19 protein-coding genes and 1 tRNA gene are annotated in these 20,815 nt (G+C 70.3%); 9 read left to right on the top strand and 11 right to left on the bottom strand.

All coding sequences use genetic code 11. The features are described 5' to 3' along the window. Window positions 1-121 precede the first annotated feature (121 nt). Window positions 122-1,183 (top strand): hypothetical protein, encoded by a 1,062-nt coding sequence (locus tag AB3X10_RS12630; RefSeq protein WP_369975384.1) that lies wholly within the window; start codon window positions 122-124, stop codon window positions 1,181-1,183. 188 nt (window positions 1,184-1,371) lie between these two features. Here the strand turns inward: AB3X10_RS12630 and AB3X10_RS12625 are convergent, their stop codons facing one another. The 9 genes from AB3X10_RS12625 to AB3X10_RS12585 form a co-directional block, all read right to left on the bottom strand. Then, window positions 1,372-2,598, bottom strand: a complete 1,227-nt coding sequence (locus tag AB3X10_RS12625; protein ID WP_369975383.1) for a TPM domain-containing protein — start codon at window positions 2,596-2,598, stop codon at window positions 1,372-1,374. A 55-nt stretch (window positions 2,599-2,653) separates the two neighbouring features. After that, window positions 2,654-3,343: an aspartate/glutamate racemase family protein gene (locus AB3X10_RS12620; RefSeq protein ID WP_369975382.1), complete on the bottom strand. Its 690-nt coding sequence runs from the start codon at window positions 3,341-3,343 to the stop codon at window positions 2,654-2,656. 112 nt (window positions 3,344-3,455) lie between these two features. After that, the gene (locus AB3X10_RS12615) at window positions 3,456-4,325 is read right to left on the bottom strand and encodes a DMT family transporter (RefSeq protein WP_369981802.1); all 870 of its coding nucleotides are present in this window, start codon (window positions 4,323-4,325) and stop codon (window positions 3,456-3,458) included. Window positions 4,326-4,357: 32 nt separating this feature from the next. Continuing rightward, complete coding sequence (murB, locus tag AB3X10_RS12610; RefSeq protein WP_369975381.1) at window positions 4,358-5,398, bottom strand: UDP-N-acetylmuramate dehydrogenase; 1,041 nt, start codon at window positions 5,396-5,398, stop codon at window positions 4,358-4,360. Then, window positions 5,395-6,450 carry a quinone-dependent dihydroorotate dehydrogenase gene (locus AB3X10_RS12605; RefSeq protein WP_369975379.1) on the bottom strand — a complete coding sequence of 352 codons (1,056 nt, stop codon included), beginning with the start codon at window positions 6,448-6,450 and terminating at the stop codon, window positions 5,395-5,397. The genes murB and AB3X10_RS12605 overlap by 4 nt, the downstream gene beginning before the upstream one ends. A 9-nt stretch (window positions 6,451-6,459) precedes the next feature. Beyond that, a complete protein-coding gene (locus AB3X10_RS12600; protein ID WP_369975377.1) occupies window positions 6,460-7,227 on the bottom strand; it encodes a class I SAM-dependent methyltransferase in 768 nt (255 codons plus the stop codon). 4 nt (window positions 7,228-7,231) lie between these two features. Beyond that, complete coding sequence (locus tag AB3X10_RS12595; RefSeq protein WP_369975375.1) at window positions 7,232-7,513, bottom strand: DUF4190 domain-containing protein; 282 nt, start codon at window positions 7,511-7,513, stop codon at window positions 7,232-7,234. 97 nt (window positions 7,514-7,610) lie between these two features. Beyond that, a complete protein-coding gene (locus AB3X10_RS12590) occupies window positions 7,611-8,351 on the bottom strand; it encodes a metallophosphoesterase family protein (RefSeq protein ID WP_369975373.1) in 741 nt (246 codons plus the stop codon). A 3-nt stretch (window positions 8,352-8,354) separates the two neighbouring features. Next, on the bottom strand, window positions 8,355-9,887 hold the full coding sequence (locus AB3X10_RS12585; RefSeq protein ID WP_369975371.1) for an aldehyde dehydrogenase family protein: 1,533 nt from the start codon (window positions 9,885-9,887) through the stop codon (window positions 8,355-8,357). A gap of 163 nt (window positions 9,888-10,050) precedes the next feature. Between AB3X10_RS12585 and AB3X10_RS12580 the strand changes: the two genes are divergently transcribed. The 6 genes from AB3X10_RS12580 (at window position 10,051) to thrC (ending at window position 17,035) form a co-directional block, all read left to right on the top strand. Next, window positions 10,051-10,127, top strand: a tRNA-Arg gene (locus tag AB3X10_RS12580). Window positions 10,128-10,687: 560 nt separating this feature from the next. Beyond that, window positions 10,688-10,984, top strand: a complete 297-nt coding sequence (locus AB3X10_RS12575) for a hypothetical protein (RefSeq protein WP_369975370.1) — start codon at window positions 10,688-10,690, stop codon at window positions 10,982-10,984. A 208-nt stretch (window positions 10,985-11,192) separates the two neighbouring features. Continuing rightward, window positions 11,193-11,372 carry a hypothetical protein gene (locus tag AB3X10_RS12570; RefSeq protein ID WP_369975369.1) on the top strand — a complete coding sequence of 60 codons (180 nt, stop codon included), beginning with the start codon at window positions 11,193-11,195 and terminating at the stop codon, window positions 11,370-11,372. A 373-nt stretch (window positions 11,373-11,745) separates the two neighbouring features. Next, the gene (gene thrA, locus AB3X10_RS12565) at window positions 11,746-14,253 is read left to right on the top strand and encodes a bifunctional aspartate kinase/homoserine dehydrogenase I (protein WP_369975368.1); all 2,508 of its coding nucleotides are present in this window, start codon (window positions 11,746-11,748) and stop codon (window positions 14,251-14,253) included. After that, on the top strand, window positions 14,250-15,218 hold the full coding sequence (locus AB3X10_RS12560) for a homoserine kinase (RefSeq protein ID WP_369975366.1): 969 nt from the start codon (window positions 14,250-14,252) through the stop codon (window positions 15,216-15,218). The genes thrA and AB3X10_RS12560 overlap by 4 nt, the downstream gene beginning before the upstream one ends. Before the next feature lie 515 nt (window positions 15,219-15,733). After that, window positions 15,734-17,035 (top strand): threonine synthase, encoded by a 1,302-nt coding sequence (gene thrC, locus AB3X10_RS12555; protein WP_369975365.1) that lies wholly within the window; start codon window positions 15,734-15,736, stop codon window positions 17,033-17,035. 94 nt (window positions 17,036-17,129) lie between these two features. On the opposite strand, the gene AB3X10_RS12550 is transcribed toward thrC, so the two are convergent. Together AB3X10_RS12550 and AB3X10_RS12545 are read right to left on the bottom strand one after the other, a co-directional pair. Beyond that, complete coding sequence (locus AB3X10_RS12550; protein ID WP_369975363.1) at window positions 17,130-17,450, bottom strand: hypothetical protein; 321 nt, start codon at window positions 17,448-17,450, stop codon at window positions 17,130-17,132. Window positions 17,451-17,803: 353 nt separating this feature from the next. Continuing rightward, entirely contained in the window at window positions 17,804-18,469 is a 666-nt protein-coding gene (locus AB3X10_RS12545; protein WP_369981800.1) for a Crp/Fnr family transcriptional regulator, read from the bottom strand. Window positions 18,470-18,669: 200 nt separating this feature from the next. On the opposite strand from AB3X10_RS12545, the gene hisS reads away from it, so the two are divergent. Further along, window positions 18,670-20,073 carry a histidine--tRNA ligase gene (gene hisS / locus AB3X10_RS12540; RefSeq protein ID WP_369975362.1) on the top strand — a complete coding sequence of 468 codons (1,404 nt, stop codon included), beginning with the start codon at window positions 18,670-18,672 and terminating at the stop codon, window positions 20,071-20,073. A gap of 415 nt (window positions 20,074-20,488) precedes the next feature. Beyond that, the gene (locus AB3X10_RS12535; RefSeq protein ID WP_145700169.1) at window positions 20,489-20,812 is read left to right on the top strand and encodes a YerC/YecD family TrpR-related protein; all 324 of its coding nucleotides are present in this window, start codon (window positions 20,489-20,491) and stop codon (window positions 20,810-20,812) included. Window positions 20,813-20,815 lie beyond the last annotated feature (3 nt).

Raw genomic sequence — 20,815 nt, 5'->3', positions numbered from 1 at the left:
TCATCCCGAGCGTCCCGGCAGCGATGGGGGGACATCGCCATTGACTGGCTGGCAGTTGCCCGGCTGATCGCTTACTTGATGTTAAATTTCGCTCATTCATGGAATAGGGAAGTTTTGTGAAATGGCAATCGAATATCGCTTGCGCCGTATGGGGCCTTCGGTATTTTTCTGTCGAGCCATCCCATCTCGCTGCCCGAGACCAGAACGACTGCTGGTGGAGCGGGCGCGCCACTTGCCCGCGCAACGTCGGTTCAATCTGCACGGGCAACCGCTGATGCGATGTCTAGCGTGCGCGGGTGCTGCCATCCTCTGGATGGCGGCACTTTTTACGTCCCCGGCATCGGCTGCCCCTGGAAAAGCGGGGGGCGCGACGCTCTATGAGCAGTTGGCGGACTTGAACGCGCAGTTGAGCAGCGAGAGCGGGCAGTCGCGAAGCGACGCGGTAGTGCGCCTCTATCGCCAGCTGACTGCAGATGTTCATCCATGCTTGCAGGGGCAGGGAAGCGCTGGCGATTTCAATGACGACGATCTTTTCAGGGCAACGGCATTCGCCGAACTCTACTCCCTTGAGGTTGCCGACGTCGACGCGCTCGGTTGCCTCTATCGCAAGCTGGCCGCCGCCGGCGTTTTGACCAGATGGCACACGCAAACCTATGCCGGTGCGCTCGTCAGCGTCTCGCGTTACTCCGAAGCCAACGAACTGCGTGAGCGTACCGAGGCGCCAGGTTTGCCTGTGTTGCCGCAGTTGCAGGTTCCTCGAGTGAGTGCAGGCCAGGGCTGGCGAATGCTTTCGATTCAAGATCGTCTGCATGCACAGGTGCAGGCATGGAATCCGGAGGCCCATCATCCCCATGTCGTTGCGGTCGTCCATCCAGCGTGCGCCTTCTCGGTTCGCGCCTTGTCCGAGATCGAACAGCGACCAGAACTGCAGTGGCTACGCGACAAGCTGCTGCTGGTTGTACCGCCAGACGCATCGCTCCCGCTCGACGGCATACTCGCGTGGAACACGGCGCATCCGAGCCTGCCAATGCACCCGATGTACCTGCGCGCCGACTGGAAGGCGTTGACCAGCCTGGATACGCCGACGTTCTACCTGGTCCGCGACGGACACGTGGTCGGTTCCTTCGAGGGATGGCCGAATCAGCAGGGCGTGGCTGCTTTGCGCGCAGGCCTGTCGCGCTGACGGCTGCACGGCGGCGCCCTGCATCCGGTACAAGCCGCCCGCTCCACCAAAAAGACGTGCTGCGACCTTGGATTCTCGCTCGATCATCATCGCAATCGAGGATGTCGAATGCGGCGGCCACAGCCAGCTTGCGACACGCGTTGGTCGCGACTGCGACGTCCACGCGCTGGCGCGTGCTGCGCGCGGGGCTACCAGCTCGAACTGGCGCCGCCGCCGCCGGAGCTGCCGCCGCCGGAGGAGGACGAGCTGTCGGACGAGGACGACGAAGACCCGGAGGACGACGAGGACGCCGCTTCGCTGGCGTAGTACGCCGCGGTATAGGCGAACGCGCCGGGGGCGGTCTCGACCACATGGCCTTTGCGGATCAGCGCCTTGCGCTTGCGCGCCTGCTGTTGCAGGAATGTGCGGAAGCGTTGTGGCGAGCGATAGCGACGGCCCGACAGCGCCAGGATCAGCACCAGCGCCAGCAGCTCGGCGCCGATCCACAGCCAGAACGCCAGCGGGAACAGTGCCGACAGGATCAGCACGAACACGCCCGGGTTGAGGGTCAGGAACAGCTTGATGAACAATCCGAAGGAGCCAGGTTTGCGCGTCGATTCGGCGATCTCCTCGGGTTTGCCGCCCAGCTCGGGGTGGCGCTGCAACAGACGTTCGCGCAGCTGCCGCAGCCGGCGCCGGTGCAGCGGCGGCAGCAGCCACACCAGCGCCAGCAGGCCGGCCCAGGCGATGCCGCCGCGTACCCAGTCGCCATCGTCGTCGTCGCGCGAGCGGGATGTGGCTTGCGACAGTTCCGCGAGGCTGCCTGGTTCCTTGGCGGCGACGCGCGCCATGAAGCCGAAGGCGTCGACGATCGCGCCGGCCGTGTCGCCCTGGCGCATCCGCGGCGCCAGGTAGTCGTCCAGCGCATGCTTGGCGACCACGTCGGGCAGGCTGCCCTCCAGTCCGTAGCCGATCTCGAAGCGCGAGCGGCGCTCCTGCATGGACAGCACCAGCAGCAGGCCGTTGTCGGAACCCTTCTGCCCCAGTCGCCATTGCTTGAACGCGCGCTGGGCGAGATCCTCGATGCTGTCGCCGTCGAGCGAGGGCACGATGTAGGCCGCGCCCCAGATTCCTTGCGTGTCGCGGATCTGTTGCAGCGCGGCGTTCACGCGCTGCCGTTCCCCCGCATCCAAGGCCCCGGCGGGGTCGACCACGTTCGGCGTGTACGCGGGAATCTCGGCGGCGAGGGCAGGCAGTGCCGGCCACAGCAGCAGGGCGAGCGCGGCGATGGCAAGCAGGCGGAGGGTCCGCATCGGCGTTGTTGGAATCGATCGTCCAGCCATTATGGCGATTGCCGATGCGTGCTGTCGCGCGCATGCCCACGATTCCGTGGCCGTTGTTTGTAAGGCTGCGTCGAGAACGGCCTGCTTTCGCAAAGGCGCGATGCGCCCAAGACCTGCGATCGGCCCGGGTTCTGGTCCTGCCGCGTGGCTACGCCAGGCTGTGCAGCGCCGCGGCCCGCGCATGCAGCGCGGCGGTATCGAACAGCGGCAGCGTGGCGTCGCCGGCACCGATCAGCAACCCGATCTCGGTGCAGCCCAGGATCACCGCCTCGGCGCCCTGCGCCTGTAGAGCCGCGATCACCTCGCGGTAGCGCGCCCGCGAGGCGTCGCGGATCACGCCCTGGCACAGTTCGTCGTAGATGATGCGGTGGACGTCCTCGCGCCCTGCCGGGTCCGGTACCAGCACCTGGAAGCCGCGCCGCTGCAGCCGCTCGCGATAGAAGTCCTGCTCCATCGTGAAGCGGGTGCCGAGCAGCCCGACCCGGGTCACGCCCGCGGCCTGCAAGGCGTCGGCGGTGGCATCGGCGATATGCAGCAGCGGCAGCGGCACCGCGGCGGCGATCGCGTCGGCGACGCGGTGCATGGTGTTCGTGCACAACACCAGGAAATCGGCACCGCCGGCCTGCAAGGCGCGCGCGGCCGCGGCCATCGCCGCGCCGGCCGCATCCCAGTCCCCGGCCTGTTGCAGCTGCTCGATCTCGTGGAAATCCACGCTGTACAGCAGCAGCCTGGCCGAATGCAGCCCGCCCAACTGCGCGCGGACCGTTTCGTTGATGTGCCGGTAATAGGGCAGGGTGGATTCCCAGCTCATGCCGCCGATCAGGCCGATGGTCTTCATGCCGTCCTCCACGCGTCGACCGCTCGCCGGGTGCGAGCAGCGATGATCGCGCAGTGTCGCCGGTTCGCGCGCGGTCCGCGAGCGTCGCGCCGGCATGGCCAAGCGAGTGCGCTCATTCGCCCGGCTTGGCCGCCGCGGTGGCCGCGGCGCTGGCGGCGCGGCGCGACAGCAATGCCTCGCGGTGGGCGATGTAGGCGTTGGCGCCGAGGATGATCAGCGCGCCGAGCACGGTCCAGCGGTCCGGCGCTTCGTCGAACAGCCACCAGCCGAACATGGCCACGAACGGCAGTTGCACGAAGCTGATCGGGGTCAGCGCCGAGACTTCGCCGATGCGCAGCGCGCGTGTCCACAGCAGCTGTCCCAGGGTGCCGAACAGGCCGGTGGCGAGCAGCCACAGCCAGTCGATGCCGTGCGGCCAGGTCCAGGCGAACAGCGCCGGCAGCAGCGACATCGGCACCCAGAATGCATAGGTGTAGAACACCACCGTGTTGGCCGAATCGACCCGCGCCAGCTGCTTGATCTGGATCGCCACCAGCGCGCTCATCACCGCCGCCAGCAGCGCGACCAGGGTGCCGGCGCTGAACGTGGCCGCGCCGGGACGCAGGATCAGCAGCACGCCGACGAAGCCGCACAGCACCGCCAGCCAGCGCCGCAGGCGCACGGTCTCGCCCAGCCAGAACGCCGCGGCCAGGGTCACGAACAAGGGCGTGGAATAGGACAGGGCGATCGCCTGCGACAGCGGCAGGTGGCCGATCGCCCAGAATCCGGCCAGCATCGAAACCAGGCCGATCGCGGTGCGCAGCAGGTAGCGCGGCAGCTGTGCGGTGCGCGGCAGCGATTGGCCCGGACGCAGCAGCATCGGCAGCAGGAACAGCAGGCCGAACAGGTTGCGGAAGAAGGCAATCTCGACCGTGGACAGGTGCGCCGACGCCAGCCGGATCGCGACCACCATCAGTCCGAACGCCAGCGTGCTGGCCAGCATCAGCGCGGCCGCGCGCAGCGAGACCGCCGGGTTCACCAGTGCGCGCCGACGATGCGCGGTTCCGGCTCAAGCAGTACGCCGAAGCGCTCCAGCACCGAGGCCGAGATGCGCCGTGCCAATGCCAGCAGCTCGGCGCCGCTGGCCTGGCCGTGGTTGACCAGCACCAGCGCGTGCGCGGCGGACACGCCGGCGTCGCCGTCGCGATGGCCCTTCCAGCCGCAGGCTTCGATCAGCCATGCCGCCGACAGCTTGCGCTGGTCCTCGCCGTCGCCGGGGAACACCGGCAGCGCCGGGTAGGCGTGCTGCAGCACCTGCGCCTGTTCGGCCGGCAGCAGCGGGTTCTTGAAGAAACTGCCGGCGTTGCCGAGCACGTCCGGGTCGGGCAGCTTGCGGCGGCGGATGTTGATCACCGCCTGCGCCACGTCGGGCGCGCCGGGCATGGCGATGCCGAGCGCGTCCAGTTCCTCGCGGATGCCGGCGTAGTCCAGGCGCAGCGCATGCAGCCGCGGCAGGTTGAATTCCACCGCGGCGATCAGGTAGCGGTCGGGCTGGCGCTTGAACAGGCTGTCGCGGTAGCCGAACTCGCAGGCCGCCGCGTCCAGGCGCACGAAGCGCGCATCGGCGCGGTCGTAGGCCTCGACCACGTGCACGAACTCGCCGACCTGCGCGCCATAGGCGCCGATGTTCTGGATCGGCGCGGCGCCGACCGTGCCCGGGATCAGCGCCAGGTTCTCCAGGCCCGACAGGCCCTGCGCCAGCGACCACATCACCAGTTCGTGCCAGCCCACGCCGGCGCCGGCGCGGACGATGGCGTAGTCGGCGCGGTGCTCGAGCGTGTCGATGCTGCGGTTGGCGAAAGCCAGCACCACGCCGGGCGCGTCGCCGGCGAACAGCATGTTGCTGCCGCTGCCCAGCGGCAGCAGCGCCGCGCCGGCCAGCTGCGGCGCCAGCAGCGCCTCGGGCAGCGCTTCGGGCGCGAAGATCTGCAGCAGCCACGGCGCCTGCGCGGCGACATGGAAGGTGTTCAAGGCCTGCAGCGGCGCATTGGCGGTCAGCGACCAGGCGTTGCTCATAGCGCGGCGACCGCCCCGCGGCTGGGCGCTTCGCGGCGCCGGCGCATCGCCTCGACGCATTCGCCGATCAGCTCCGGGCCGCGGAACACCAGCCCGCTGTAGCACTGCACCAGCGCCGCGCCGGCGGCCATCTTCGCCACCGCATCGGCGCCGGAGAGGATGCCGCCGACCCCGATCAGCGGGATCGCCTCGGGCAGGCGCGCGCGCAGGCGGCGCAGCACCAGCGTGGACTGGCCCAGCAGCGGCGCGCCGGACAGGCCACCGGCCTCGGCGCCCAGCGGGTTGCGCTCCAGGCCGGGGCGGGCGACGGTGGTGTTGGTGGCGATGACGCCGTCCACCTGCAGGTCCGACAGCACCCGCGCCGCCGCATCGATGTCGCTGTCGCTCAGGTCCGGCGCCACCTTGACCAGCATCGGCACGCGCTTGCCGTGGCGCGCGGCCAGCGCTTCCTGCGCCTCGCGCAATTGCGACACCAGTTGCCGCAGCGCCTGTTCCTCCTGCAGTTCGCGCAGGCCGGCGGTGTTCGGCGAGGAGATGTTGACGGTCACGTAGTCGGCCAGCGCGTAGACCTTTTCCAGGCAATGCAGGTAGTCCGACGCGGCGTCCTCGTTCGGCGTGTCCTTGTTCTTGCCGATGTTGATGCCGAGCAGGCCGTGGCGGCGGCGCGCGCGTTCGACGTTGCGCACCAGCGCGTCCACGCCGAGGTTGTTGAAGCCCATGCGGTTGATCACCGCCTGCTCGCGCGGCAGCCGGAACATGCGCGGCTTCGGGTTGCCCTGCTGCGGGCGCGGGGTGATGGTGCCGATCTCGACGAAGCCGAAGCCCAGCGCCAGCAGCGCGTCGATGTGCTCGCCGTTCTTGTCCAGGCCTGCGGCCAGCCCGACCGGATTGGGGAACTCCAGGCCGAACGCGCGCGTGGGCATCGGCGCGATCGCCTTGGCCAGCAGCGGATTGGTGCCGGTGCGGTAGGCCATCTCGATCGCGCGCAGGCCCAGCGCGTGGGCGCGCTCGGCGTCGAAGGCGAACAGGAACGGGCGGGCGAGGGAATACATGGGCACGGCTCAGTTCAAGGTGCCGGCGAAAGCACGGGTGCGGTAGTGGACATCGACCAGGCCATCGACCTGGTGGCGATCGAACAGCGTGCGCAATGCGGCCAGCATCGGTTCGTGGCGCGGATGCCCGGCCAGCGGCGCATACGACGAGGACAGCAGGCGCCCGCGCAGGCCGTCGTAGTCCAGCTTCTGCACGTTCGGGAACTGCGCCGTGCCGCGCAATCCGGCGCCGAACCAGCGCTGCATCGTCGCATCGTCGTGATAGCGCTCGGCCACCGCGCTGTAGTCGGTGCCGTACTCGAGCAACAGCTGTTCGTAGCCGAGCAGGAACGGTGTGCCGTCGAGCAGACGCGAGTTCCAGTACACCAGTGCCAGCCCGCCGCGGCGCAGCACCCGCGCCCATTCGCGGCGCACCGCGTCCAGGTCGAACCAGTGGAAGGCCTGCGCGGCGCTGATCAGGTCGACGCTGGCATCGGGGAGGGTGGTGGCCTCGGCGCTGCCGTCGATCGCGGCGAAGCCGGGGAACCCGTGCAGCAGCGTCTCGGCGGCGGCGCGCATCGCCGCGTTCGGTTCCACCGCCAGCACCGGATGCCCGGCCTGCAGGAACATGCGGGTGGAGATGCCGGTGCCGGCGCCGATGTCGGCGACCTGCGCATCGCGCGCCACGGCCAGTTCCCCGTGCACCCAGTCCAGCAACGCCGGCGGATAGTCGGGACGGTAGCGGACGTAGTCGGCGACGCGGTCGCTGAAGCGTTCGCGCGGAGCGGAGGCGCTCATCGGCTCAGGACCGGGCGCTGGCGAACCAGGCCAGCCCGCCGAAGAACAGCACGAACGCCAGCACCGACAGGATCGCTAGGATCACCGCGGCCCAGCCCAGGATCAGCCCGCCCACCGCCAGCCCGTCGCCCTGGAAGCGCTGCGGCTGGCGGCGGATCTCGGCGCGGGCCAGGTGCCCGGTAATGATCGCGCCGAGGCTGCCCAGCACCGGCATCAGGGTCCAGCCGAGGATGCCCGCGACCAGGCTGACCACGGCGAGCGAATTGGTTTCTCTTACGGCACTCATTGGAGATCCTCGTGCGGTGAAGGCGGCATGCGCCTGGCGGGTTCGCTCGCGTGTGGGGTGGGCGAATTATCCCAGAAGCGCGCCTGCCGTGCGCCGTTCATGCGGGCATGCGGCCATGGCGCAGCGCATGCGCCCATGCCGGCTGGCCGTTGCGTTGCGCCTGCGCCGCGGCGCTGGCGTGGTCGTAGTCGACCGCCAGCAACTGCGCGTCCCAGCGGCCGCTGCGGTATTCCAGCACCGCGTAGCGTGCCTGCGGCGTGCCGGTCTCGACCCGGTACGGCTGCGGCTGCGTCTCGGCGTAGGCGGGCAGGCCGACGCTGCCCGGATTGCACAGCAGCCGTCCGTCGTCCAGGCGCAGCGTGCGCGGCAGGTGGCTGTGTCCGCACAGCACCAGCGGCGCAGCCGGTGCGTCGCCGAGCCGTTCGCGCACGCGCTGCGCATCGGCGGCCCGCAACCGCGGCGGCGCCAGTTCGTCGAGCAGCCAGCGCAGGTCGTCGTGCGGGGTGCCGTGGCATAGCAGCGCCTGCGGCAGCGACAGGGTCGGCGGCAGTTCGCCCAGCCAGCGCCGCTGCGCCGGCGTCAGCTGCGCATGCGCGTAGGCATCGCTGGCGCCCATCGCCGCGGGCGCCAGCTCGCACAGCTGGCGCTCGTGGTTGCCGCGCACCGTGGGCAGCGCCAGCGGCATGAGCCGCTCGGCGGTTTCGCGCGGCCACAGCGGGCCGGAGACGATGTCGCCGAGGTTGACGATCCGTTCCACGCCGCGCCGCCCGATATCCGCAAGCACCGCCTCCAGCGCGGGCAGGTTGCCGTGGATATCGGACAGGGCGGCCAGGCGCATCGCTTACAGGTCGAACTTGATGCCCTGCGCCAGCGGCAGCGAGTCGGAGTAGTTGATCGTGTTGGTCTGCCGGCGCATGTACACCTTCCACGCGTCCGAGCCGGATTCGCGGCCGCCGCCGGTGTCCTTCTCGCCGCCGAACGCGCCGCCGATCTCGGCGCCGGAGGTGCCGATGTTGACGTTGGCGATGCCGCAGTCGCTGCCGGCCGCCGACAGGAACTTCTCCGCCGCCTTCAGGTTCTGGGTGAAGATCGACGAGGACAGGCCCTGCGGCACGCCGTTCTGCATGTCGATGGCCTCGTCCAGGGTGTCGTACTTCATCACGTACAGGATCGGCGCGAAGGTCTCGTGCTGCACCACCTCGTCGCCGTTGTGCAGGCCGGTGACGATCGCCGGCAGCACGAAGTTGCCGGGGCGGTCCAGCGCGGTGCCGCCGGTCTCGACGGTGCCGCCGGCGGCCTTGGCCTTCTCGATCGAGGCCAGGAACTGCTCGACCGCGCCGCGGCTGTTCAGCGGCCCCATCAGGTTGGCCGGGTCGGTGGGATCGCCGATCTTGCCTTCGACCTGCTTGTAGGCCTTGAGCAGCGTCGCCAGCACGGTGTCGTAGATCGAGGCGTGCACGATCAGCCGGCGCGTGGTGGTGCAGCGCTGGCCGGCGGTGCCGACCGCGCCGAACACGATGCCGGGGATCGCCAGCTTCAGGTCGGCGCTCTCGTCGAGGATGATCGCGTTGTTGCCGCCCAGCTCCAGCAGGCAGCGGCCCAGGCGCCGCGCGCACTTCTCGGCGACGTTGCGCCCGACCTGGGTCGAGCCGGTGAAGCTGATCAGCGCGATGCGCTTGTCATCGACCAGCGTTTCGGCCAGTTCGGTGCCGGCGTCGTTGACCAGGAAGAAGATGTCGGGGAAGCCGGCATCGCGCAGCGCGTCGTTGCAGATCTTCATCGACGCGATCGCGGTCAGCGGGGTCTTGTTGGACGGCTTCCACAGGCAGATGTCGCCGCAGATCGCCGCCAGGAAGGCATTCCACGCCCACACCGCGACCGGGAAGTTGAACGCGCTGATGATGCCGACCAGGCCCAGCGGCTGGTACTGCTCGTACATGCGGTGGCCGGGGCGCTCGGAATGCAGCGTGTAGCCGTACAGCATGCGGCTCTGGCCGACCGCGAAATCGGCGATGTCGATCATCTCCTGCACCTCGCCGTCGCCCTCGGGCTTGCTCTTGCCCATTTCCAGCGCGACCAGCGACCCCAGCGCGTCCTTGTGCCTGCGCAGCGCCTCGCCGCACAGGCGGACCGCCTCGCCGCGGCGCGGCGCCGGGGTGGTGCGCCAGACCTTGAACGCGGCCTGGGCGCGGGCGACCACGGTCTCGTAGTCCTGCGCGGTGGTCGCCTGCACCTCGGCGATCACCTCGTTGCTGGACGGGTTCAGCGGCTGCAGCACGCCGGCGCCGGTGGCCGTGGACCACTCGCCGTTGCCGAGGTAGGTGCCGGAATTGGACGCGGTCAGGCCGAGCGCCTTGAGCAGGTCAGCGGACATGGAATCTCCTGGAAATCGTTGCGACAGGGAAGGCGACCGCAGGCGGGGGACGCGGGACGCGACTAGCCGTCAATTTTAGCAGACCCGGCGGGTCCGGCCGCAGCCGCCGCGCACCTTGCCGGGCTTGGCAAGCGCGGCGATCGTGCGACAATGCGCCGGCCAAGGCCCCGTAGCTCAGCTGGATAGAGCGGTCCCCTCCTAAGGGACAGGTCGTGCGTTCGAATCGCGCCGGGGTCACCACCGCAGGTTGGTCTGCGCGTTCGGCGTGGTCGATGCCGTCGCGCGCCGCTGCATCCGCTGCGCCGCCGCAGATGCGGGCAACGACACGATATTGGGTTTGGGCTGCGCCGGGTTGCGTAATGTGGGTGTCGCTTCGCTGCAGTCGCGCACTACGCAAGCTGGATCACCTACAGCCGCCATCGTGCCGTCGTTCGCGATGCGCCCGGCCCGCATAACGCCGTTTACACCTTACGCCGACGCTGCCTGAGCACCGCGTTGCGTAGGCTGCACCCGTCCGCTGATGCAGGAGGGGACGGCATCGCAACGCCGCGATGCGGATCCGCTCCGGCGACCCGGGACGCGCGGCGACGGGCCTGTCCCGTTGCAGGCTCCCCAGGCACTGGGGCCGCACACGGCCGGCGATGCATGCATCGCATGGCGCGCGGCACCACGTCGCTGCCGTTGGCCGGTTGCCCATGCAGGGGCGATGTCGGCGTCCTGGATTGCGGGCTTCATCTCATCCGGCCAGCCACGGCGGCCGCTTCCAGCAACCCCATATGAATGCGAAGCAGGAGTCACTCATGAGCAGAACGTTGAAGTTTGTGTTGATCGGTTCGCTGCTGGCGGGCTTGGTCGCTTGTCAGCGTGATGGCGACAAGCCCGCCCAGGACCAGAACCCGACGACGCCATCCCCCGCGACCGACGCCAGCCAGGCCGACAGCGCTGCGGCGCCGGCCGGCACCAGCAGCGGCGATGCCGCCGCCACCGGGGCGCCCACCGGCAGCGACAGCACCCAGGGCACCACGCCTCCGGCCGATCCGCAGCAGCCCACCAGCGACCCGCAGCAACAGCCGCCGGCGGATAACCAACAGCACTGATCCAACCCAGCGTTGGCGGCGCATGGCGCGCGGACGACAGGTCCGCGCGTCTTTGCGCAAGCCTTGTCGCACCGTCCTTCGCGCCTGCGAGTGCGGGTCGGAAGCACATGAATCGCACCGAACCGCGCACTGAACACGCCGCAACCGCACGCCGCTTTTTGTCGCTTCGAACATGGGCCAGCACAAACGCTTGCCTACAGTGCGGCGCATGAATCCCGTATTCGCCGCGCTCGGCATGATGCTCCTGACAGTGGTCGCGCTGATCGCGTCGGAACTGTCCAGGATCGTGGACAAGATCGTGGCATGGATGCGCCATTCGGCGATGCCGCGCAAACCGACATGGCAGGCTGGCAGGCCCCACCACCTGCTCCGGCCACGGCGCCGATGAGCGCGTCCTGCAGTGCCGCCGGCGAAGGTTCTGTCGCACCGGGGCCGGATAGTAACTTTTGCAACGGATCGACCCGGGTGCGGCCCGCACGCCGCGACCCGGCAGACAGTGCTTGACAGCACCCCGGCGCATGATGTCCTCTTGCGCCCATGCCCACCGTTTTCGCCCTCGCCACCAGCTTCGTGCCGCTCGCGCTGCGGCGCCCGGCCGCGTGCTGCGCGGGCATTACCACCGGTATTACCACCCACACCATTAGCCCGGTGCGGCCCGTCGTTTTCGCGTAACTGTCGAAACCCACGGCCCCGCACCCGGATCAGGATGCGGGGGAACCCGTCGGCCTGATGCGAGCGGGGCCTCCACTCCGAGGTCTCCCATGCCGTCCCCCGCAGTCGCTTCCGCTCCCCTCGCAGAACCCGCGCTCGCTGCGCGTACCGTCGTCCACAAGTTCGGCGGGACCTCGGTGGCCGACGCCGAACGCTATCGCCATGTCGCGCAGCTGCTGCTGGCGCGCCCGGAGACCGTGCAGGTCACCGTGGTCTCGGCGATGAAGGGCGTCACCGATGCGCTGATCGGCCTGGCCGAACTGGCCGCCAGCGAGAACAGCGACTGGCGCGAACGCTGGCACGAGACCCGCGCGCGGCACCGCGCCGCGGCGGTGTCGCTGCTCGGCGAGCATGCCGGCGCCACGGTGGAATGGCTGGATGCGCGCTTCGACCACCTGGCCGAGATCCTCGGTGCGCTGGCGGTGATCGGCGAGCTGCCGCGCGAGGTGCTGGACCGGGTGCAGGGCCTGGGCGAGGTGTATTCGGCGCAACTGCTCGGCGAGCACCTGCGCGCGCTGGGCGAGGACTGCGCGGTGCTGGACGCGCGCGAGGTGCTGGTGGTGGATCGCGGCGAGCTGGGCGTGGACGTGGACTGGGAGGCCAGCGCGCTGCGCCTGGCGGACTGGCGCGCGCAGCACCCGCAGCAGCGCGTCGTGGTCACCGGCTTCGTCGCCCGCGACCGCGCCGGGCGCATCACCACCCTCGGCCGCAACGGCAGCGACTACTCCGGCGCGATCTTCGCCGCCCTGTTCGACGCCGACGAACTGCATATCTGGACCGACGTGGACGGCGTGCTGTCGGCCGATCCGCGGGTGGTGCCCGAGGCGGTGCAACTGGAGACGCTGAGCTACGACGAGGCCTGCGAACTGGCCTATTTCGGCGCCAAGGTGGTGCATCCGCAGACCATGTCGCCGGCGATCGAGCGCGGCCTGCCGATCATCATCCGCAACACCTTCCAGCCCGAACACCCGGGTACCCGCATCACCGCCAGCAGCGCCAGCAGCGGCCCGATCAAGGGTCTGACCCTGAGCCCGGACCTGGCCGTGCTCAACCTCGAAGGCACCGGCCTGATCGGCGTGCCCGGCACCGCCGAGCGCGTGTTCGCCGCGCTGCGCAACGCGCGGGTGTCGGTGGTGATGATCTCGCAGGGCTCCTCGGAGCATTCGATCTGCTGCGTGGTGCGGCAGAACGAGTGCGAGCGCGCGCGCGATGCGCTGCTGTCGGCGTTCGCCCACGAACTGGTGGTCGGCCAGGTGCAGCGTGTGCAGCTGACCACCGGCATCAGCGTGCTGGCCGCGGTCGGCGACGGCATGGCCGGGCAGCCGGGCGTGGCCGCGCGCCTGTTCGAATCGCTGGGCCGCGCCCAGGTCAACATCCTGGCGATCGCGCAGGGCTCGTCGGAACGCAACATCTCGGTGGCGATCGACAGCGCGCACGCGACCAAGGCGCTGCGCGCCGCGCATGCCGGGTTCTGGCTGTCGCCGCAGACCTTCTCGGTCGGGGTGATCGGCCCGGGCAACGTCGGCGCGGCGCTGCTCGACCAGCTGCGCGTGGCGCAGCCGCAGCTGCTGGCCAAGGCCAACCTCGACCTGCGCCTGCGCGCGATCGCCTCGCGCAGCGCGATGCGCCTGGAACCGCGCGCGATCGGCGGCGACTGGCGGCAGGCCTTCGCCAGCGGCCAGCAGCCCACCGACCTGGACGCGTTCACCGCGCACCTGCTGTCGGCGCACCTGCCGCATGCTGTCATCATCGACTGCAGCGGCAGCGCCGACGTCGCCGACCGCTACGCCGACTGGCTGGCCGCCGGCATCCACGTGGTCACCCCGAACAAGCAGGCCGGCGCCGGGCCGCTGGCGCGCTTCCACGCGATCCGCGCCGCCGCCGAGAGCAGCGGCGCGCGCTTCCGCTACGAGGCGACGGTCGGCGCCGGCCTGCCGGTGATCACCACGCTGCGCGACCTGGTCGACACCGGCGACGTAGTCACCGCGATCGAGGGCATCTTCTCCGGCACCCTGGCCTGGCTGTTCAACAAGTACGACGGCAGCGTGCCGTTCTCGCAGCTGGTCACCGACGCGCGCGGCATGGGCTATACCGAACCGGACCCGCGCGACGACCTGTCCGGCACCGACGTGGCGCGCAAGCTGGTGATCCTGGCGCGCGAGGCCGGGCGCGAGCTGAGCCTGGAGGACGTTGCGGTGGAGAGCCTGGTGCCGGAAGCGTTGCGCCAGGCCAGCGTCGAGGATTTCATGGCGCGCCTGCACGAAGTGGACGCGGCATTCGCGCAGCGCCTGCAGGCGGCCAAGGCGCGCGGCTGCGTGCTGCGCTACGTGGCGCAGCTGGCGCCGGACCGCGCGCCCAGCGTCGGCCTGGTGGAACTGCCGGCCGAGCACGCCTTCGCCAACCTGCGCCTGACCGACAACGTGGTGCAGTTCACCACCCGCCGCTATTGCGACAATCCGCTGGTGGTGCAGGGCCCCGGCGCCGGTCCGGAAGTCACCGCCGCCGGCGTGTTCGCCGACCTGCTGCGGGTGGCGGCGGGCGAGGGGGCGCGGCTGTGAGCGAAGTGCAGCTGTCGCTGGCGCCGAACCCCGGCGCGCGCGCCGCGCCACGCGAGGCGCGCGCGTTCGCGCCGGCCTCGGTGGCCAACGTGGCGGTGGGGTTCGACCTGCTCGGCTATGCGGTGGAGGGCGTCGGCGACACGGTCACCGTGCGCCGCATCGACGCGCCGCAGGTGCGCATCGCCGCGATCCGCGGCACCACCGTGGCGCTGCCGCTGGAGGCCGCGCGCAATACCGCCGGCGCGGCGCTGATCGCCTTGCGCGAGGCGCTGGCGCTGCCGTTCGGGTTCGAGATCGAGATCGACAAGGGCATCCCGCTCAGCTCCGGCATGGGCGGCTCGGCGGCCTCGTGCGTGGCCGCGCTGGTGGCGGCCAATGCGCTGCTGGACGCGCCGCTGTCGCGCGAGCAGCTGTATCTGTATTCGCTGGAAGGCGAGGCGGTGGCCAGCGGCAGCCGCCACGGCGACAACCTCGGCCCGATGTTCCTGGGTGGGCTGGTGCTGTCCACGCTGGAGCGGATGGTGCCGGTGCCGGTGCCGGCGGTCTGGCACAGCCTGCTGGTGCATCCGGATGCGGTGCTGGAGACGCGCCGTGCGCGCGAGGCGCTGGCCGGCGACTACCGGCTGGGCGAGTTCGTGGCGCAGAGTTCCAATCTGGCGCTGGTGCTGGCGGGCTGCCACGCCGGCGACGAGGCACTGGTGCGCGCGGGCCTGCGCGACGTGCTGATCGAGCCGCGGCGTGCGCCGCTGATCCTCGGATTCGACGCGGCCAAGGCGGCGGCGCTGGATGCGGGCGCGATGGGCGCGAGCATTTCCGGCGCCGGCCCCAGCCTGTTCGCGTGGTTCCCGACGCGCGCGACGGCCGAGGCGGCCGCGCCGGCGGTGCAGGCGGCGTTCGCGGCCGCCGGTTTCGACAGCCAGCATTGGGTATCGCCGCTGCAGTGTCCGGGCGCCCGATTGCTGTAGCGGCGCGTAGCCTCGCTGTTGCTGTTGCTTTCGTGGTTGTTTTTGCTGTTGCTCTTGTCGTTGCTTTTGCTGTTGCCGTACCGGGTTCCCTTCCGAAGCGGCGGCCATCGCGGGGAAAAGCCCGAAGGGCGGCGCACAGGGATGTGCGCCGTCCGCGGCAGGGGCAGGATGCCCCTTCCGCGGATCCCCGGGATGGACGCGGACCCGGAGCGCGCAGCGCGGAGGGCGCGAGGCAGGGCGGCGCGCCCGCGCTACGCGCGGGTCCGCAAGCAGGATGGGAATTTTCGGAAGGCACATCCATGTGCCTGCCGAAAACGACGCGCATCCTGCGCGTCGCCCCCTTCGGGGGTTGTACCCATCCTGCTTGCCGCGCCTCACGGGAGATCGAAAAGCAAAGAAAGCAACAGCCGAAGCAAGGGCAGAGCACAACAAGAGCAACAACAAGAGCAACAACCAAGCAGTGCCACAGTCACGGATGACGGTGCGATCGAACTCCCCCTGTTGATGGAACCACCATGAACTTCATTTCCACCCGTAACGCCGCGCCCGCCGCCACCCTCAGCCAGGCCATCGCCGCCGGCCTGGCGCCCGATGGCGGGCTGTACGTGCCCGAGCGCATGCCGCCGGCGCGCGAACTGCAGGCCGGCGTCAGCCTGGCCGAGACCGCCGCCACCCTGCTGGCGCCGTTCTTCGACGGCGACGCGCTCGCCGCCGAACTGACGGCGATCTGCGCCGAAGCCTTCGATTTCGATGCGCCGCTGCAAGCGCTGGCCACCCCCGGCGACCACGCGCTGGAGCTGTTCCATGGGCCGACCGCCGCGTTCAAGGACTTCGGCGCGCGCTTCCTCGCCGCCTGCCTGGCGCGGCTGCGCCGCGATGCCGCCACGCCGCTCACCATCCTGGTCGCCACCTCCGGCGATACCGGCGCCGCGGTCGCCGCCGCGTTCCATCGCCAGCCCGGCCTGCGCGTGGTGGTGCTGTATCCGGACGGGCGCGTGTCGCCGCGCCAGGCGCACCAGTTGGGCTGCTTCGGCGACAACATCCAGGCGCTGCGCGTGGCCGGTTCGTTCGACGATTGCCAGGCGCTGGTCAAGCAGGCCTTGAACGACGCCGACCTGCAGGCGCAGGCGCCGCTCAGTTCGGCCAACAGCATCAGCCTGGGCCGGTTGCTGCCGCAGATGAGCTACTACGCGCACAGCGCGCTGGTCCATTACGCCGGGCGCGCGCAGCCGCTGAACCTGGTGGTGCCGACCGGCAACCTCGGCAATGCGCTGGCGGCGATCCTGGCGCGCGGGCTGGGCGTGCCGCTGGGCCGCATCGTGCTGGCGACCAACGCCAACCACGTGCTGCCGGACTACTTCGCCGGCGCCGACTACGCGCCGCAGCCCAGCGTGGCCACCGTCGCCAACGCGATGGACGTCGGCGCGCCGAGCAACTTCGAGCGCCTGCGCTGGCTCTATCGTGGCGACGATGCCGCGCTGCGCGCGCAGTTCCAGGCCTATTCGGTGGACGACGCGCAGATCCGCCAGCTGATCGGCGAGCGCTTCCGCCGCTATGGCGAGGTGCATTGCCCGCATACCGCCACCGCGTTGCACGTGCTGCAGCAGATCCGCGCCGAGGGCGCCGAGGCCGACGCCGGCGATTGGGCGGTGGCGGCGACCGCGCACCCGGCCAAGTTCGAGGCGGTGGTCGAGCCGTTGATCGGCCGGCCGGTCGAGGTGCCGCCGGCGCTGGCGGCCTTGCTGCAGCGGCCGGCGCAGGCCGAGCCGATCGCGCCGGACTACGCGGCGCTGCGCGCGCGCTTGCTGGCCGGCTGAGGCCGGCGACCGCCGGCGGGCCCGGCAGCGGCAGTGCCGCTGTCCGGGCCGCCACGCTGCCGCCTGCGTTCGTCGCGCATGGCGGCGCGCAGGCTCACGCCTGGTCCTGCGGCTGCATCCGCTGCCAGGCGGCCTGCACCACGCTGCGCACCTGCAGCCAATCCAGGCGCGAGCGCGGGTGGTCGCGCAGGAATACGTCGCGCAACTTCGGCGCCACGTCGTCGAAGCGCTGGCCGTGGTACTTCAGGTAGGCGTCGTAGGCCAGCTTCAGCGCCGGCTCGTAATCGGCGAACGTGTGCCCGGGCTGATGGAACGGGGCCTGCGCGAAATGCGCCTTCCAGTAGTCCAGTTCCCTTTCGCGATCCAGCATCACGCAGGCGCGCGCGTCGTGCGGCATATCGATGGCGACGAGCATGGTTGCCCTCCCGTATGGTTCCCCCCCACCGGCACCGCGGCGGCGCCGCAGGTGTGTTGCGGCCGCAAGTCTATGCCCGGACGCGGGGCAGGGCATGGTGCTGGTCTGAAGCATTCATGGATGCACCGGCGGGTGCCGTTTGCGCCGGCCCGGTGGTGTCGTTGCGCAGCCGGCCATCGTTCCCGCCGCGGTCAGCGGAAGCGCTCGCCGTGGCCCCACGAGGTGCTGGCAGCGGGGTTGTCCACAAGGCATGTGGAGCGTTGCCCTGGAAACTTGTGGATAAGTCGGCGAGGCCACGGTGGTGCAAGGCGTAGACACGGGCTGGCGAAAAAACCGCCGCCGCCGGCTCCGGGTCATTCTTCGTCGGAGGCCAGCCGGTGCAGGGCGGCGAAGTCGCGGATCTCGACCACGTGCAGCTGCGGCAGCGCGATCAGGCCCTGCTGGCGCAGCTTGGTGAAGGTGCGGCTGACCGTTTCCATGGTCAGGCCGAGATGGTCGGCGATGTCGCCGCGGCCCATCGGCAGGGTCACCCTGTTGCCGGAATCGCCCTGGCGCGCCGCGCGCGCGGCCAGCTTGAGCAGGAAATCGGCCAGCTTCTCGGCCGGCTGCAGCCGCGCCAGCGCCAGCGCCGCGTCCTGCGCGGCGTCCAGTTCCAGGCAGGCGCGCTGCAGCAGCTTGCGTTCCAGCTGCGGGAACTGGCTGCGCAGCTGCTGCATCTGCGCCACCGGGACCCGGCACACGCGGCTGTCGGCGATGGCTTCGATGTCGTGGCGGTGCTTGGGGGATTCGCTGAGCCCCACGTAGTCGCCCGGCAACACGAAGCCGGCCACCTGGCGGCGGCCGTCGGCCAGCGTGCGCACCAGCCGCAGCGCGCCGGAGGTGACGGTATAGACCGCCTGCCGGGCTTCGCCGGTGCGGGCCACGGTGGCGCCGGCGGCATAGGACTGCGAGGTCGTCGCCCGCTCCAGCGCCTGCACCTCGTCGCAGGCCAGCGCCGAGCAGATCGCCAGGTGGCGCACCGCGCAATGCAGGCATTCGTGCGCGCGCGGATCCCGCGCCGCGGCCGGCTCGGCATAGGGCAGGGCGAATCCGGAAGGAGGCCTGGTCATGGGCGTGGCAGCGGCGTCGGCACCGGGGAATGATACGACGATGCGGCCGCCAGCAGTCGGTGCGGCTAGAATTGGCGTCCGCTCGCCCCCGAATCGCAGGAGTTTTGCACGTGATCAAGCCCCGTACGCCGCCCGGCATCATGGAATTGCTGCCGCGCGAGCAGATCGCGTTCCAGCGCATGCTGGACGTCATCCGCCGCAACTACGAGCGGTTCGGGTTCCTGCCGGTGGAGACGCCGGTGTTCGAACTGTCCGACGTGCTGCTGACCAAGTCCGGCGGCGAGACCGAGCGCCAGGTGTATTTCGTGCAGTCCACCGGCGCGCTGGCCAACGCCGCGGCCGATGCCGGCGGCGAGGGCGGCCTGCCGGAGCTGGCGCTGCGCTTCGACCTGACCGTGCCGCTGGCGCGCTACGTGGCCGAGCACGAGCACGAGCTGAGCTTCCCGTTCCGCCGCTACCAGATGCAGCGCGTGTACCGCGGCGAGCGCGCCCAGCGCGGCCGTTTCCGCGAGTTCTACCAGTGCGACATCGACGTGATCGGCAAGGACGCGCTGAGCATCCGCTACGACGCCGAGGTGCTGGCGGTGATCCACGCGGTGTTCGCCGAGCTGGGCATCGGCGCGTTCGCGGTGCAGTTGAACAACCGCAAGCTGATGCGCGGCTTCTTCGAGAGCCTGGGCGTGGCCGAGGGCGAGCGCCAGCTGGCGGTGCTGCGCGAGGTCGACAAGCTCGACAAGCGCGGCGCCGACTACGTGCGCGAGACGCTGGCCGGCGAAGGCTTCGCGATCCCGGCCGAGCAGGTCGAGCGGATCCTGGCCTTCGTCGCGGTGCGCTCCAGCGGCCACGACGACGCGCTGGCGCGGCTGGATGCGCTGGCCGCGGCCGCCGAGTCGAGCGCGACGCTGCGCGAGGGCGTGGCCGAGTTGCGCGAGGTGCTGGCCCTGGTCAAGGCGCTGGGCGTGCCGGAAACCGCGTACTGCCTGAACTTCTCCATCGCCCGCGGCCTGGACTACTACACCGGCACCGTCTACGAGACCCTGCTGACCGACTACCCGCAGATCGGCTCGATCTGCTCGGGCGGGCGCTACGAGGACCTGGCCAGCCACTACAGCAAGTCCAAGCTGCCGGGCGTGGGCATCTCGATCGGCCTGACCCGCCTGTTCTGGCAGCTGCGCGAGGCCGGGCTGATCGAAGGCATCGCCTCCAGCAGCGTGCAGGCGATGGTGGCGCTGATGGACGAGGCCAAGCTGGCCGACGCGCTGGACATCGCCCGCCGGTTGCGCGTGGGCGGGATCAACACCGAAGTGCAGATGGAGCCGAAGAAGGTCGGCAAGCAGTTCCAGTACGCCGCGCGCGCCGGCATCCGCTTCGTGGTGCTGGCCGGCGACGACGAACTGGCGCGCGGCGTGGTCGCGGTCAAGGACCTGGTGCGCGAACAGCAGTTCGAGGTCGCCCGCGACGAACTGGCCAGCACCCTGCTGGTCGAGCTGGAGCAGGCCAAGGTCATGCCCTGAGCGGGCCTGCAGGGCAGGTGCGGGCGCAACCTGGACGGTGGCGCCGCATGTCCCTTGTGGGAGCGACTTCAGTCGCGACGCCGGTATCCAGAGCCCGCCGCCACCGAAGCCGCTCACGCAATGGCGAGCGCAATGCGCTCTCGCTGTTGCAACCAGTCGCTCCGGTGGTGGCGACCGGAGCGGTGCGTGCGCCCCTGGCCGGTGCGATCGCTGCGAGTGCCTGTCGCGGCTGAAGCCGCTCCTACAAAAGCACGCACACCGCTCCCTGCAGGGGCGGCTTCAGCCGCGACAGGTCGCATCGCGACCTCGCGCCCATCAGGGGCCGAACACAACAACCACAGAACGCCCGCACGCCGCGGCTTGACCCGGGTCGTCCAATCGCGCTAATGTACTAACACGCTATTACATTATCGCAATGAAACAACGACCCGCCCCCGCAACCGATCGCGACGACGCCCCGTTCAAGGCGCTGGCGCGCGCCCTGGCCCACCTGAGCAAGCCGCAGGAGGTGGCCGCGTTCCTGCAGGACCTATGCACGCCGGCCGAGCTGGAGGCCATGTCCGACCGCTGGCGGGTGGTGCCGCTGCTGCTCAAGGGCGTGCCGTACCGCGAGATCCACGAGCTGACCCAGGTTAGCGTCACCACCATCGGCCGCGTCGCGCGGACCCTGGAATACGGCGCCGGCGGCTATGCCACGGCGCTGCGCCGGCAAGCGGCGCGCCCCTCCGATTCCCATTGAGAT

This window comes from Xanthomonas sp. DAR 80977 (assembly GCF_041240605.1).
Taxonomy (GTDB): Bacteria; Pseudomonadota; Gammaproteobacteria; order Xanthomonadales; family Xanthomonadaceae; genus Xanthomonas_A; species Xanthomonas_A bundabergensis.
This window is presented reverse-complemented; position numbering and strand designations above follow the sequence as displayed.

Excerpts from the sequence above, each read along its gene's own strand:
- AB3X10_RS12630 (WP_369975384.1), top strand. The coding sequence starts at position 122 with ATGGCAATCGAATATCGCTTGCGCCGTATGGGGCCTTCGGTATTTTTC.
- AB3X10_RS12620 (WP_369975382.1), bottom strand. The coding sequence starts at position 3,343 with ATGAAGACCATCGGCCTGATCGGCGGCATGAGCTGGGAATCCACCCTG.
- AB3X10_RS12615 (WP_369981802.1), bottom strand. The coding sequence starts at position 4,325 with ATGCTGGCCAGCACGCTGGCGTTCGGACTGATGGTGGTCGCGATCCGG.
- murB (WP_369975381.1), bottom strand. The coding sequence starts at position 5,398 with ATGAGCAACGCCTGGTCGCTGACCGCCAATGCGCCGCTGCAGGCCTTG.
- AB3X10_RS12605 (WP_369975379.1), bottom strand. The coding sequence starts at position 6,450 with ATGTATTCCCTCGCCCGCCCGTTCCTGTTCGCCTTCGACGCCGAGCGC.
- AB3X10_RS12600 (WP_369975377.1), bottom strand. The coding sequence starts at position 7,227 with ATGAGCGCCTCCGCTCCGCGCGAACGCTTCAGCGACCGCGTCGCCGAC.
- AB3X10_RS12595 (WP_369975375.1), bottom strand. The coding sequence starts at position 7,513 with ATGAGTGCCGTAAGAGAAACCAATTCGCTCGCCGTGGTCAGCCTGGTC.
- AB3X10_RS12590 (WP_369975373.1), bottom strand. The coding sequence starts at position 8,351 with ATGCGCCTGGCCGCCCTGTCCGATATCCACGGCAACCTGCCCGCGCTG.
- AB3X10_RS12585 (WP_369975371.1), bottom strand. The coding sequence starts at position 9,887 with ATGTCCGCTGACCTGCTCAAGGCGCTCGGCCTGACCGCGTCCAATTCC.
- AB3X10_RS12575 (WP_369975370.1), top strand. The coding sequence starts at position 10,688 with ATGAGCAGAACGTTGAAGTTTGTGTTGATCGGTTCGCTGCTGGCGGGC.
- AB3X10_RS12570 (WP_369975369.1), top strand. The coding sequence starts at position 11,193 with ATGAATCCCGTATTCGCCGCGCTCGGCATGATGCTCCTGACAGTGGTC.
- thrA (WP_369975368.1), top strand. The coding sequence starts at position 11,746 with ATGCCGTCCCCCGCAGTCGCTTCCGCTCCCCTCGCAGAACCCGCGCTC.
- thrC (WP_369975365.1), top strand. The coding sequence starts at position 15,734 with ATGAACTTCATTTCCACCCGTAACGCCGCGCCCGCCGCCACCCTCAGC.
- AB3X10_RS12550 (WP_369975363.1), bottom strand. The coding sequence starts at position 17,450 with ATGCTCGTCGCCATCGATATGCCGCACGACGCGCGCGCCTGCGTGATG.
- AB3X10_RS12535 (WP_145700169.1), top strand. The coding sequence starts at position 20,489 with ATGAAACAACGACCCGCCCCCGCAACCGATCGCGACGACGCCCCGTTC.